The organism is Streptomyces sp. NPDC048257 (genome assembly GCF_043201855.1).
Classification (GTDB): Bacteria; Actinomycetota; Actinomycetes; order Streptomycetales; family Streptomycetaceae; genus Streptomyces.
The window spans coordinates 70,296-83,609 of the sequence record NZ_JBICZI010000005.1; the positions used below are offsets into that span (position 1 = coordinate 70,296).

General features: G+C 73.3%; 11 protein-coding genes. 6 read left to right on the top strand and 5 right to left on the bottom strand.

The features are described from left to right. Position 1: 1 nt before the first annotated feature. The 3 genes from ACGFZK_RS13490 to ACGFZK_RS13500 form a co-directional block, all read right to left on the bottom strand. Complete coding sequence (locus ACGFZK_RS13490; RefSeq protein ID WP_393849014.1) at positions 2 to 2,770, bottom strand: AAA family ATPase; 2,769 nt, start codon at positions 2,768 to 2,770, stop codon at positions 2 to 4. A gap of 248 nt (positions 2,771 to 3,018) precedes the next feature. Next, complete coding sequence (locus ACGFZK_RS13495) at positions 3,019 to 4,785, bottom strand: S8 family serine peptidase (RefSeq protein WP_393849338.1); 1,767 nt, start codon at positions 4,783 to 4,785, stop codon at positions 3,019 to 3,021. 455 nt (positions 4,786 to 5,240) lie between these two features. After that, positions 5,241 to 5,990, bottom strand: a complete 750-nt coding sequence (locus tag ACGFZK_RS13500; RefSeq protein WP_393849015.1) for a DUF1838 family protein — start codon at positions 5,988 to 5,990, stop codon at positions 5,241 to 5,243. Between ACGFZK_RS13500 and ACGFZK_RS13505 the strand changes: the two genes are divergently transcribed. The 4 genes from ACGFZK_RS13505 (at position 5,989) to ACGFZK_RS13520 (ending at position 8,791) form a co-directional block, all read left to right on the top strand. Continuing rightward, positions 5,989 to 6,210 carry a hypothetical protein gene (locus ACGFZK_RS13505; RefSeq protein WP_393849016.1) on the top strand — a complete coding sequence of 74 codons (222 nt, stop codon included), beginning with the start codon at positions 5,989 to 5,991 and terminating at the stop codon, positions 6,208 to 6,210. The genes ACGFZK_RS13500 and ACGFZK_RS13505 overlap by 2 nt on opposite strands. Positions 6,211 to 6,375: 165 nt before the next feature. Next, entirely contained in the window at positions 6,376 to 7,374 is a 999-nt protein-coding gene (locus tag ACGFZK_RS13510; protein WP_393849017.1) for a DUF1996 domain-containing protein, read from the top strand. An 83-nt stretch (positions 7,375 to 7,457) separates the two neighbouring features. After that, positions 7,458 to 8,069 (top strand): sigma-70 family RNA polymerase sigma factor, encoded by a 612-nt coding sequence (locus ACGFZK_RS13515; RefSeq protein ID WP_393849018.1) that lies wholly within the window; start codon positions 7,458 to 7,460, stop codon positions 8,067 to 8,069. After that, a complete protein-coding gene (locus ACGFZK_RS13520) occupies positions 8,066 to 8,791 on the top strand; it encodes a zf-HC2 domain-containing protein (protein ID WP_393849019.1) in 726 nt (241 codons plus the stop codon). Before ACGFZK_RS13515 ends, ACGFZK_RS13520 begins: the two co-directional genes overlap by 4 nt. Positions 8,792 to 9,211: 420 nt before the next feature. Here the strand turns inward: ACGFZK_RS13520 and ACGFZK_RS13525 are convergent, their stop codons facing one another. Next, on the bottom strand, positions 9,212 to 9,943 hold the full coding sequence (locus ACGFZK_RS13525; RefSeq protein WP_362859388.1) for a hypothetical protein: 732 nt from the start codon (positions 9,941 to 9,943) through the stop codon (positions 9,212 to 9,214). Positions 9,944 to 9,952: 9 nt separating this feature from the next. Then, on the bottom strand, positions 9,953 to 11,374 hold the full coding sequence (locus ACGFZK_RS13530; RefSeq protein WP_393849020.1) for a hypothetical protein: 1,422 nt from the start codon (positions 11,372 to 11,374) through the stop codon (positions 9,953 to 9,955). A gap of 151 nt (positions 11,375 to 11,525) precedes the next feature. Between ACGFZK_RS13530 and ACGFZK_RS13535 the strand changes: the two genes are divergently transcribed. Together ACGFZK_RS13535 and ACGFZK_RS13540 are read left to right on the top strand one after the other, a co-directional pair. Further along, positions 11,526 to 12,431 carry a RimK family alpha-L-glutamate ligase gene (locus tag ACGFZK_RS13535; RefSeq protein ID WP_393849021.1) on the top strand — a complete coding sequence of 302 codons (906 nt, stop codon included), beginning with the start codon at positions 11,526 to 11,528 and terminating at the stop codon, positions 12,429 to 12,431. Continuing rightward, entirely contained in the window at positions 12,428 to 13,279 is an 852-nt protein-coding gene (locus ACGFZK_RS13540; protein ID WP_393849022.1) for a RimK family alpha-L-glutamate ligase, read from the top strand. Before ACGFZK_RS13535 ends, ACGFZK_RS13540 begins: the two co-directional genes overlap by 4 nt. Positions 13,280 to 13,314 lie beyond the last annotated feature (35 nt).

Genomic DNA, 13,314 nt, shown 5'->3' on the forward strand with positions numbered 1-13,314 from the left:
GTCACCGCGCGCGCAGCGCGGTGGCCAGCTGGGCCCGTGAGCGGACGTCGAGCTTCTGGTAGATACGGGTCAGCCGTGCCTCCACCGTCTTGACGCTGAGGAACAGCTTCGCCGCGGCCTCCTGGTTGCTGGCGCCCTGGCTGACCAGCAGGGCGAGCCGCGTCTCGGCCTCGGTCAGGCTCGCGGCCGCCGGTACCTGCGCGCCGGCGACCTCGCCGGGGGCCGGTTCCCTGGCGAGGTCCGTCCAGGGGGCGGCCCCGGCCCGCTCGAACACCTCGGCGGCGGCCCGGAGCGCCGCGCGGGCCGGCGCCCGGCGCCGGCGGCGGCGCTCCACCCGGGCGAGCGCGAGCAGCGTACGGCCGCGTTCCAGCGGCAGCCGCAGCGCGTCGAAGCGCTGGGCGGTGGCCTCCAGCAGGTGCACGGCGGCGTCGGCGTCGCCCTGCGCGGACAGGCACAGCCCCCGGGCCCGGTCGAGGGCGGCGACGACTCCGGTACGGCCGAGGCCGACGGCGACCGTGCGGACGGAGGCGAGCAGCCGGGCCGCTTCGTCGGGTGCGTCCGCGGCGATCAGGGCCTCGGCGAGCTCCCCGTGCCAGCGCAGGATCGAAGGGTCCACCACTTGTTGGGCGGCCTCCAGTTCGGCGACCCGGCGCAGGGTGGCGACGGCCTTCGCCGCCTCCCCCGTGGCCAGTTCGACGAGGCCGAGCGCGTGCAGGCTGCGGGAGAGGAAGACCTGGTCGTGCTCCTCCTGCGAGGCCTGGATGCCGCGCCGGGCGTAGCCCGCGGCGCGCGCGAAGCTGCCGCCCATGGTTTCCGCCGTCGCGGCCACGTACCAGGCGGGGCCGGGCGACAGGCCGGCCTCGATGGTGAGCTCCAGGGCGCGGCGGGCGTGGGCGGAGGCCGCCTCGCAGCGGCCGCTGCGCAGTTCCACCTCGGTGAGGCTGCGCAGGACCTCGAAGACGTCCTCGGCGGAGCCGGTGCGCTGGACTGCGGGCAGCAGGACCATCAGCTGGCGGCGGGCGTCGTCGAGCCCGTCGTCGAAGAGGGCGTGCCGGACGGCGAGGTACTGGGGTGCGTTGCGCATGCCGAGCGGCACCTCGGGGGCGGGCAGGGCGAGGGCCTCGGCGAGGATCGCCTCGGCGCCCGGGTCGCCGAGGATGCGGCCCATGCGGGCCCGTACGGTCAGGGCCATGGCCTCGGCGACCTGGTCGCCGCCGAGCGCGGCGAGCGCCCCGGCGCGGGCGGCGGCGTCGCGGGAGCGGACGGGGTCGCCGTCGCTGAGGTTGTGCTTCCAGGCGATCCGCAGCTGGACGGCGGCCTGGAGGGAAGGGTCCCCGGCGGCCTCGTCCATGGCGTACGCGAAGGTCTCGTCGAGGGCGCCGAGGGCCTGCCCGGCGGCGTCGATCACGGCGAGCCGGGCCCGCACCCGGTCGGCGGGCGAGGCGTCGCGGGCCAGCACGGCCCGGGTGGCGCGGCGGGCGAGGTCGGCGCGGCCGGCCCAGCCGGCGTCCTCGGCGGCCGTGACCAGGCGGGTCAGTTCCTCGCCGGCCAGCCAGGACGGGGTGCGTTCGGCGGCGAGCAGGCCCAGTTCGGCGGCGAGGGCGCGCTGGCCCCGGCGGCGGCAGGCCGCGGCCGCCTCGGTGATCTCCACGGCGAGCCACTGGTCGGGGGTGTCCACGGCCAGCGCGCGGTGGCGTACGGCCTGGACGGGATCGTCGACGGCGGCGGCCAGGGCCGCGTGCCCGGCGGCGCGTTCGGGCCAGCCGGCGTCGGCGGCGAGGGCGGTGGGCAGGGCTCCGGCGGTGAACTCCACGGTGCCGTCCTCCCCCACCCTGACCAGCGCGGCCCGTTCCGCCTCGGCCAGCTCGGCCTCGGCGTCGGGCCGCCCGGCACGGCGCAGCAGGGAGATGGTGGGGCGGGTGGCGAGGGCGGCGAGCAGCAGGGTGCGGCGGGCCTGGGCGGGGGCCGCGGCGAGGAGCCGGCGGGCCACCTCGCGCGCCTGTCCGGAGACGGGCAGGGTGTCGGCGTGGTGGGCGCTGCCGTCGCGGGCCTCGGCGGCTTCGGCGAGGGAGTGCCCGAGGGCGAGCGCGAGGCGCGGGTTGCCGCCGCTGGCCTGGTGGATGCGGCCGGCGAGGCGGGCCGGGAGGCCGTGGCTGACGAGGAGTTCGGCGACCTCGTCGGCGCCCAGCGGGGGGACCCGTATGGCAGGGACGCCGGGGCCGCACAGGGGTTCGCCCACCGGGGCCCCGCCCTGGACGCATTCGGCGACCAGGACCCGTACGCGGGGCGGGGTGAGGCGCAGGGCGAAGCGCAGGAGGTCGGTGCTCTCGGCGTCGAGCCACTGGGCGTTGTCGAGGACGAGCAGGACGGGCTGGCGGGCGGCGAGCGTGCGCAGCACCTCCACGACGGCGAGGCGCAGGGCGATGTGGTCGCGGCCGGCCCGGGGGGCGTCCGCCTCGCGGCGCAGGAGGGCGATGGCGGTGCGCTGGGGGCCGGAGAGCTGTTCCAGGGCACCGCAGGGCACCGAGGCGAGGAGGGCGGCGGCGGACGCCTCGGGTATCCATTGGTCGGCGGCCTCGGGAGCGAGGCACAGCACGGTCTCGTGGCGCGATTCGGCCGCGGCCGCGACGGCGCGCACCACCTCGGTCTTGCCCGCACCGGCCGGTCCGGTCAGGAGCGCCCGGCCGTGCGCGGCCAGCGCGCGGTCGACCGCCTTGATCAGTTCTCCGTGTCCGACACTTGTGTCAGCGTGCCCCGTCGCCGCCACCACGCACAGCCACCAGCCTCTCGATCCCCAGCTCCTGTGCCCTTCCTGTGAGAGGCGACAATACGAGGTCGAGTGGCGGGCGGACACGGATTGTGACGCAGAAATCAGTCACGTCCCGGGAAAACCCGTCGGACCTGCCGATACGAGGTGTATCGGCAGGTCCGCGGGTTCGCTTTGGTCCGTACTATCTACCCGTCAGGCCGAGTTGGCGTCCGGATGTCGAGCCGGTCCGGGGGGCGTCCGGCGCCTGATCAGAAGGTCAGGTTCCAGGAGTCGATCTTGCCGGTGTCGCCGCCGGCGTTGTCGTTGACCCGCAGCTTCCAGGTGCCGTTCGCGACCTCGGAGGAGGCGTTCACGGTGTAGACCTGGTTGATGTTGTCGGTGCCGGAGCCCGAGCGGTTGTGGAGCGTGTAGATGCTGCCGTCGGGGGCGATCAGGTCGACCTTGAGGTCACCGATGTAGGAGTGGACGATGTTCACGCCCACCTTGAGGGTGGCCGGGGCGTTGCCGGTGACACCGCTGACGGTGATCGGGCTCTCCACCGTGGTGTTGTCGCCGATGGTGACGTCCGCGGTGTTCTCGAAGCCGCCGGTGGGCGGGGTCGTCGAGGTCACGGCGGCGACCGTCGCGGCCGCGTCGGCGAGACCGGCGCCGCAGCCACCGGTGCAGGTACCGGCCAGCGGGCGGGCGTTGGCCTTGATGGCCGACTCGATCTGGGCCGGGGTCAGCGAGGTCTTCGCCGACTTCAGCAGGGCGGCGAGGCCGGCGACGTGCGGGGCGGCCATGCTGGTGCCCTGGTAGGGCTTGTAGGACTCGGCGCCGGGGGTGGTGGTGCCGGCGTTCAGGGTGGAGAGGATCGCGTTCTCGGGGGTGGTGACGGTGCCGGGCGTGTCGGTGGCGCGGCGGGTCTCACCGCCCGGGGCGGCGATGTCGATGATCGTGCCGAAGTTGGAGTAGTACGAGCGGTCGCCGGCGCGGTTGGTCGACGCCACGTTGATCACGTTGTTGCAGCTGGCGGGCGAGAAGCCGGAGGCGTTCGCGTTGCTGTTGCCGGCGGCGACGACGACGGTCGTACCGCGGGCGACGGCGGCGTTGATGGCGTTCTGGTAGCTGGTGCCGCAGGCGCCCGAGCCGCCGAGGCTCATGTTGATGACCTTGGCCGGGGTGGCGTTGGCCGGGACGCCGGCGACGGAGCCGCCGGACGCCCAGGTGATGGCGTCGACGATGTCCGAGGTGGCACCGCCGCACTTGCCGAGCACGCGGACGGGCTGGATCTTCGCGCCGTACGCGATGCCGGCGACGCCCTTGGAGTTGTTGGTGGCCGCGGCGATGGTGCCCGCGACGTGGGTGCCGTGCCAGGAGGAGGTGCTGGCCTTGGAGCCGACACCGCACTCGCCGTCGGTGGCGTTCCAGTCGCCCTCGTCGGCGGGGTTGGCGTCACGGCCGTTGCCGTCGCGGGCCTCGGCGGAGGTCGAGATGAAGTCGTAGCCGGCGACGATGTTCGGGGCGACGTCAGAGTGGGCGACGTAGCCGGTGTCGATCACGGCGACGGTGACGCCGGAGCCGGTGGTCTTGTCCCAGGCACCGGGGACGTTCATGCCGGCGGTGGGCTCGAAGAGGTCCCACTGCTTGGCGTACTCGGTGTCGTTCGGGGTGACGGCCATGGCGTAGGCGCGGGTGTCCGGCTCGACGTAGGCGACGTCCGGGTCGGCGCGGAACTGGGCGATCACGTCGGCCGCCGCGGCCGGGGCGACGGTCCCGCCGAGGTTGACGAGCGCGGCTCCCGTGCCGAGGCGACGGTCGAACTTGGCGTTCTTGCCGGCCTTCTTGCCCTTGGCGGCGGCGTCGTCGGCGGCAGCGTCGTTCGAGCTGGCCTCGGTGGCCGAGGACTTGTATCCGACGATGAGGTTCTGGACCGGCGCGGTGGGGGTGACCGTGGCGGCGGGGGCCGCGGCGGGCGTCTCGGTGGCCACGGCCACGGCGGCGGTCGCGGAGCCGGCGAGCAGGGTGACGGACATGGCCACCACGGATATGAGCCTACGTCTGGATGCGTGCACGAGTTCCCTTTCGCGGGCCGTTTCCGGGCAGGCCGGAGCGGCCGGTCTGTGCAGTGTGGGAGGTTCCGGCGGCCGCGGGGCCGGGAGCGAGGTGGTCGAACCCGCCCCGGCCGCCGCGCGCCACGTTGCCCGAGCCACAACGGCGAGGCAGAGGCAACGGCAGTCCCGGCTCTCCCCCTGGCGGTGCGGCCTTCACGCCATGTGGGGTTGGCGTGTGTGCCGTAGGGCCAGGGGAAGATCGCCGGTGGGCAGACAGTAGGCAACACGGGGATGAACCCGATACGGGGAAAACCCTTGTCCGCCCCCTGCGGGTCCCCCTGGGGGTCCCTCGCCAGGGCGGTGACCAGGCCGTTCGCCGTTCGGCGCCCGCCGCGATCGGGCGGGCGGCAGGCGGCAGGCGGCAGGCGGGACGGCGCCTACTGCGGCGGGAACAGCCTGCGGAAGTACGTCCAGCTGGTCTCGTTCGGCTCGGTCCACTTCTCCGGTGCGTGGGCGAACTCGGGGTGGCGCTCGGCGACGTAGGCGCGGGTGCGCTCCGGGACCTGGGCGTACGAGTCCAGCTTGCGGCCGCGGCAGTGGAAGGTGAGCCCGCCGGGGCGCTGCCCCTGTTCCATCCAGGGCAGCCACGGGGACATCCGGGTCCAGGACATCGTGGCGGGGACGCTCGCCGCGTCGGTGGTCAGGGCGGTCCTGGGCGCGAAGAACTGGAAGAGCTCCAGTGCCCGGTAGGTGTCGTCGGCCGAGTGGGCCGGGTACTCCTCGACGGGCAGGGGCGAGGGGTAGGCCAGCGGGATCTCCAGGCTGAAGCAGACCTGGTCGCCCAGTTCGGTCACGGGGACCGGGAACGGCCGCCACTTCTGGTTGGCCGGATCGTTCCAGACGTGGATCACCGGCTTGTCCTGCCAGGTCTCCAGGATCTCCCGGGTGCCGGGGTCGAGGTAGAACGCGGCTTCCCGGGACAGGAGCTGGTAGCCGCCGGTCTCCTCGTCCACGACGAGGCGCGCGACGTTGACCCCTTCGAAGCCGAAGAGACGCCGGTAGGGCTCGCCGGGGGCCCAGGAGTGGACGTCCCCCGTCCACCAGTAGGTGACCTCACCGCCGTCGAGCGAGGCGCGGGTGCGGGCGAATGCGTGCAGGAGCTCGGCGGGTGTCAGGGCTGATGTCATGGGGCCCACTGTGCGCGGTCGCCGCACGGCCGGACAAGCGGCCCCACGGACATCCTCGGCCGCCCCGCCGGGCGCGGCGCACCCGTGGGTTCGGCACCTCGGGGCCGCCCGGAAGGCGGTCGTACGCGGCCTCGGCGGCCCTGCGGACTGGCTGGAGGAACACCCGGAGCAGGCCACGGCCCTCGTCGCCCGGATCTCCGCGGACACCGCCCGGGAGTGACGCCCGGCCCCGGCGGGAGCCCCTGCCGGACCGGCCCGCCCGGGGCACACCGTGAGACATGGCCGTGTGGAGAGGGCCCCCATCGGAACGCACGAACACCGGGGCCGCGACCGTCATGTGGATGTCCAGTTGACGGCGGGGGCGCCACCGGTAACCGTGACCGGCATGGGGAAAGAACGCCGGCTGCTCACTCTCGTCATCTGCCTGGTCCTGGGCGGCGGGCTGATCGCAGCGGTACTGGGGGCGACGCGGGAGGCCGGTCCGCGCGCGGGGGTGGCGGGCGGGCGGCCCGTGCCCTCCGACTACGTGGACATACGGGACGTCCCGCGCGTCCCGGCCGCCGCTCCCGCCCCGGGGGCCGAGGGGTCGCCCGGGTCCGTGGTGGTGGAGTGCGGCCGCAACGAGCAGCGCCACTACAACGAGGACAACCTGGTGGTCTCGCCCGGCCTGCTGGGCGGCGCCCACCACACCCACGCCTACGTCGGGAACCTCTCCACGAACGCGATGTCGACGGACGCCTCCCTGGACGCGGCCGCCACGAGTTGTACCGGCGGCGACCGGTCCACGTACTACTGGCCCGTCCTGCGGCGCCCCGACCGCCCCGGCACGCACCCGCACGAGGGGTCGGCCGGGCACGGGAACGCCGGCGAGATCCTGCCGGAGGCCTCGGTCCTGGTGGAGTTCCGCGGGAACCCGGTGAGCAAGGTGGTGGCGATGCCGCGCTTCCTGCGCGCGATGACGGGCGACGCCGTCGCGTTCACGGCGGACAGCGAGGCCGACGTCCGTGCCCGCTGGGGGTGTTCGGGCTCCCCGGACCGGGCCACCACCCGCTATCCGCGCTGCCCCGCGGGCGAGCGCGTCACCCGCACCCTGGTCTTTCCGAGCTGCTGGAACGGGCTCGACACCATCGGCGCCACCCACCGCTCGCACCTGCGCTTCCCCGCCGCGAACGGCGTCTGCCCGAAGGACACCTTCCCGGTGCCCGAACTGCGCGTCTCCCTCGCCTACGAGGTACCCCCGGGGCTGGACGTGGCGCTCGACTCCTTCCCGGAGCAGCGGCACAGCCCGAAGACGGACCACGCGATGTTCGTGAACGTGATGACCGAGCGCCGGATGGCCGCCGTCGTCGACTGCCTCAACACGGGCCGCGACTGCCGCACCTGAGTGACGCAGGTCACGTGAACCGAATCCGTCCCGGTGGCGTGTTCCGACCGCACCACATATGCGAGGAAGACGGAGAGGGTGAGATGGCCGGACCACTGTGGCCCCGCACTCGGCGGGGCTCGACCGATGAGGCACTGATCAAGTCGGTGTACGAGGAGCACGGCCACGCCCTGCTCGCGTACGCCACCCGTCTGACGGGCGACCGGGCCGCCGCCGAGGACGTCGTCCAGGAGACGCTCATCCGGGCCTGGCGGCACTCCGAGGTGCTGGTCAACGGAAAGGGTTCCGTGCGCGGCTGGCTGCTCACGGTCGCCCGAAACATCATCACGGACCGCTACCGGGCCAAGGCCGCCCGGCCGCCGGAGGTCTCCGGTGCCTCGTCCGCTCCCCCGGTGGAGGCGGACCACGCCGATTCCGTGGTGGACAGCATGACGGTCCTGGGGGCCCTCGATCAGCTGTCGCCGGAACACCGGGACGTCCTGAAGGAGTTGTACTACCGGCAGCTCAGCGTCGCGGAGGCGGCCGACAGCCTCGGCATCCCGGCGGGTACGGTCAAATCGCGTTCGCACTACGCCCTCAAGGCGCTGCGCGACGTCTTCAAGAGCGACGGCTTCAGGGACATCGGTCCCAGAGAAGGAAAACGATCGGGCAGGCCGCCCCAGCAGCCCGCCGGACTGCGTGAGGTGGTGGCATGAACCGGCAGCGGCACGAGGAGGAACTGCTCGGCCCGTACGTGCTCGGCGTCCTGGACGCCGAGGAGATCCGCCGGGTCGAGGAACACATGAGCGGATGCGTTGCGTGCCGGGAGGAGGTGGCCGCGTTGCGCGAGATGGAGGCGGCACTGGGCGAGGTGCCCGACGAGGCGTTCCTCGACGGGCCACCCCAGGGAGGCGACCTGCTGCTCCAGCGCACCCTGCGGCAGATGCGCGGTGAGCAGGCCGGTGACCGGCGACGGCGCGCGGGGCTCACGGGACTGGCCGTGGCGGCTTCGCTGGCCGCGGTGTTCTGGGCCGGTACCCAGCTGAGTACGGGCGATTCGGGAGCCGTCGCGCTGCCCGTACCGCCGTCCCCGACGGCCACGGCGGACCCTTCGCCGCCGCCCGCCGGGACCAAGGTGCTCTCCGCGACCGATCAGGTCACGGGTGCGCGGATGACCGTACAGATGACGCCCGCCACGAAGTGGGTGCGGGTGCGCGCGGCGGTCACGGGAGTGCCGCCGGGCGAGCGGTGCCGGCTGATCGTGGTCTCGAAGAACGGTACGCGCACCACCGCCGGCAGCTGGGTCACGGGCAGTCAGGAGAACGGCGGGGCCAAGGGCGCGGCGCTGGACGGGTCGGCAGCCGTGGACCTGGCGGACGTGAAGGCGATCCTGGTCGAGAACGAGGCGGGCAAGGCGTTCGTGTCCGTACCGGTCTGACCGGGGCGCCCAGGGCGCGGGGGACGTGAACGTGACGGAGCCCGGGAGCATATCCAGCTCCCGGGCTCCTGCGTGCCACCCAATTGCGCACACCGGCACGTTTAAGAGTCGCGGATCATTCTTAGATCGACGTGTTCTGCCTTTGAACTACCGCGCCATGTGGAGAGGCACAGAGGGGACTTGAACCCCCATCCATCGATGATCGTCCACGCTCGGTCGATCCGGTGTTCGGCGGCGAATACTGAGACTGGAGCGAGAATCTGAGATTAAAGGGCCGCCTCTACCGGCTTGGGCCACCCCGGCCTGTAATGCCGGGGGAGGGATTCGAACCCCCAACTGACACCCTTGTTCAGCTTCAACATCAGTTTCAGCTTGCGCTCTCGCGCACCCCCTGCAGACATGCAGAGGGAGATTTCGGGGCTACCTGAACAGGTAGCCGAACACCGCGTCGCCGACCCGCTGGTCGGTGACCTCGGCGCTGTTGGCCTCCTCGCGGGCGAACTTGACGGCCTGCTGGAGCTTCTCCACGCGGTCGAGCAGCTCGTTGACCCGCCGGGCCGGCAGCGCACCGGAGAACTTCACGGTAGTCCAGTACCCGACCGGAACGTCCTCGTAGTACACCTCGACCTGCGCCGGGTGCTTCTCGGTCGCCTCGGCCTTCACGTGGTTGCGCGGCACCTTCTTGGTACGGATGGTGCGCACCGGGTCCGTCTTCCAGGAGTCCGTGGACGGGTCCAGGTTCCAGGATTCGGAGGCGTCCAGGACCGGCAGCTTCCGTACGAAGGTGTGCATGTCCGTGAGCTGCTTCTCCAGGAAGAGCAGGTACGGCACGGGCACCTGCGCCAGCAGGACCGTCCCGTCCACGACGACGTCGGCGGCCGCGCTGCGGTTGGCCCAGTCCTTGGTCGCCGTCACGTCGAACAGTCGCGTCAGGGTTCCCGCCGTGGCCCGCAGCACGTCCTCGGCCTTGACCTGCACCCGGGTGGACTCGGGCGGCAGCTGCTCGCCCTCCTCGTCCTTGGGCTGGTAGGTCCGGGAAATACCGGCCAACAGGGCGGGCTTCTGGACGTCGTGGTGAGCCTGGGTGAGCTCCTGGAGGGACTTGGACTTGACGCCCTTTTCCACTGCGATGATCTGATTCAGCTTCGGCACGCGATCAACTTAGCAGCCGATTGTCCGATCATTCACCGGGATTTCCGGCACCCCGGCCCGGTCGAGCATGCGCCGCATGTCCTCGGCGGGGAGGGCCGGGTTGGCCGCGGCGGCCGCCGCCGCGTCCCGGTCGGGATCGGCGAGCAGTTCGCGGATCCGGGCCACGGGGAGCCTCGGGTCCCGGCCGGCGTCCGCGCGCGTCTCCGGGGCCCGGCTGAGCCGGTCCAGGAGCTCCGGCTCCAGACCCGGGTCGCGCAGGGCCAGGCGCCGGCCCCTCGGGTCCGGGGAGTCGCCGAGGCGCGCGGCGAGCCCGGCGGCGGGGAAGCCGGGCCGGGTGACCAGCATGCCCACGGCGCGGTGGGTGCCGTTCAGGTAGAGATCGAGGAGCAGCTCGGGCGGCGGGGCGGGGTGGAACTCCGCGAGGAGCAGCCGTACGGCGAAGTCGTCGTCGCGCGCGAGCAGTTCGACGGCGTCGGCCGGCAGGCCGGGGCAGACCGCGGCGCTGCGCCGCAGCCAGGTGTGCGGGGACCGGGCGCACCGTCGCAGAAACTCGGCGTCCTCGCGGCGCTCCCACACCCAGTCGAGCGTGGACAACCGGTCCTCGGCGCCGACCGTGTAGTCGATGGCGGCGCGCTCGGACTCGCTCAGTTCGGGGCGGGCGGACACCTGGAGCCGGACCCGTGGGTCGGGGTCGACGGCCAGCCGCGCCACCAGGTCCGGCGGGAGCGAGGGGTTGGTGGCGATCGCCGCGAGCCGTGTCCCCTCGGCGACGAGGTGCTCGGCGAGCTCGCGGGTGAGCCGTCCCTTCGCCAGGATCCCGGACACCCTCCAGTCGTCGCCCAGTTCCCCGACCAGCCAGGTGGTCCGTTCCTCGTCCTCGTGGCAGACCTGCGCGGCGGCCTCCTGCCGCACCTCGGGGTCGTCGTCGTGGAGGAGGCGCTCCCGGACGTCGTTCGCGAGCTCGTGCCAGGCGCGCCGGCAGGCCGCCCGGCGGAACACCGGATCCTCGTGGTCCGCGAGCCCCGCCAGGACGTGGGCGGGCGTGGGACTCCACGAGATCAGTTCGCTGCGCACCAGGCCCCTGGGATGGTTGAGCAGCCGCTCGTACGCCCAGTCGGGCAACGGGGCCACCCGCCGCCGGTAGGCCATGGGGCCGTGCGCGAGGGCGAGGTGGACCGCCGGGGCCGGGTCGTCGACCAGCCGGGCACGCTGGTCGGGGTCGACGTCGCCGTTCTCCGCGAGGGCGATCCGGACGCGGCGGTCCGGGTGGACCAGAACGGCCTCGATCACCTCCTGCGGCAGAGCGGCGCGCCGCGGAACCTGCAGTCGCACCCACTCGTCTTCGTGGCCGAGCAGCCGCAGCAGCACGTCCACCGGTGTGGCCTTGTTGTATGCCAGCGCGTGCAGCAGTCCCGTCCACCGGTCGCCCATGCCCCGAACCCTCCCCCGCCGAGCCGAAGCGGGAAGCCTAACAAGGAAGCCCACACGCGGACCGATCGTCACATTGCGGTCCATGACATCCTGTGACGTCACAACTCGCCGGACGGTATCGGCGGACGTCCGGGGAATATGGGGAAGGTCCATGAGGCTCTGCTTCCTGGTGGAGGAGCACTACCGCCACGACGGCATGCCGAACGAGGTGATCGGGCAGCTGAGCGCGTGGGGTCACCAAGTGGACGTGGTGCGCCCGGGCGGCTCTCTGTTGCGCATGACCGAGGTGGTGGACGCGGGTGCGCACGACGCCTGGGTGCTCAAGACGGTTTCCGGCGGCCCTGGTCTGACGCTGCTGGAAGCCGCGGCCGCGGCCGGGATGACCACCGTCAACGACGCCCGCTCGATCCGGGGCGTACGGGACAAGGCGCTGGCCGCCGCTCTCGGGCGCGGCCGGGGGCTCCCGTTGCCGCCCACCTACGCGGTGGCCGGCCCCGAGTTGCTCAGGGAGATCCCGGCGGCGGAGTACCCGCTCGTCGTCAAGCCCGCCGACGGCAGCTCCGGACGGGCCGTGCACCTGGTGTCCTCGCCGGAGCGGCTGGAGTCGCTGCTGCCCGTGCTCGCGGGCGAGGGCCTGCTCATCGCCCAGCCGTACGTGCCCAACTCGGGCACCGACATCAAGGTGTACGCGGTCGGCGGGGAGCTGTTCGCGACCGAGCGGTGCTCTCCGCTGCACCCGGACCCCTCGGTGCGGGAGCGCCGCGTGCCGCTGTCGGCCGAGGTGGCGGCGATCGCCACCCGGGTGGGGGCGGTCTACGGGCTGGACCTGTACGGCGTGGACGTGCTGCTGGGCCCGGACGGGCCGGTGGTCGTCGACGTGAACGACTTCCCGAGCTTCCGCCAGGTACCGGACGCGACGGCCCGGGTGGCCCGCGCCGTGCTGGAGCTGGCCCGGGCCGGCGGTGCGGCGCAGCCGCCCGTGCCCGTCGCGCTGCCGTACCCGCTGCCCCTGTCGATCCCCGCGCAGGTCCGGGCCGTAGCGGGCGAGGGCGCATGAAGATCGGCCTGATCACCCCGGAGCCCGGGCATCCGCTGCTGGCGGACACCACCGCGCTGCTGACCCCGGAGCATGAAGTGGAGGCACTCGATCCGCTCACCCTCGGGGAGGTGCCCCTGCCACTGGCCGACGTGTACCTGCTGAAGTCCCGGACACCGCACGCGCTGGGACTCGCCCGGTACCTGCAGCGACGGGGGGCGCCGGTGGTGAACTCCGCGGCGGCCACCGCGCTGTGCCAGGACCGTACGGAGATGGCCGAGCTCGCCCTGCGGGCCGGACTGCCCTTCGCCGCCACCCGTACGCACGAGTCCCTCGCGGCATGGGCGGCCCGGGCCCGGCTCGACGCCCCCGTGGTGGTCAAGAGCCTGCGCAGCCGCCGGGGCGACCTCGTCGCCCGCGTCGACGACACGGCGCGTCTGCGGGAGTTGGCGCGCGAGTGGCCGCACGAACCGGTCGTGGTGCAGGAGTACGCGCCCAACAGCGGCTGGGACCACAAGCTCTGGGCGATCGGGGACCGTGTCTTCTCGGCCCTGCGCCGCTCCGAGCTCTCCCCCGGCGGCCGCGGCCCCACCCGCCCCCTGCCCCTGGCCGAACTGCCTTCCGGATGGGCCGCGCTGGTGCGTGAGGTGGGTGCGGTGTTCGCCCTGGACGTCTACGGCGTGGACATCATCGACACCGGCGGCGGGACACCGCTGATCGTGGACGTCAACGCCTTCCCCGGCATCCGGGGCCAGGCCGGCGCCCCGGAGGCCCTCGCGGCGCTGGCCCTGCGCCGGGCCGCGGAGAACGCCGAAGGCCGTGCCGAGCAGTGCCCGGCAGGTCCGGACGGGGGAATGCGCGGGGCCTGAGGCCCCCGGCCCGGTGTCGTGCCGCGGACCGGCCG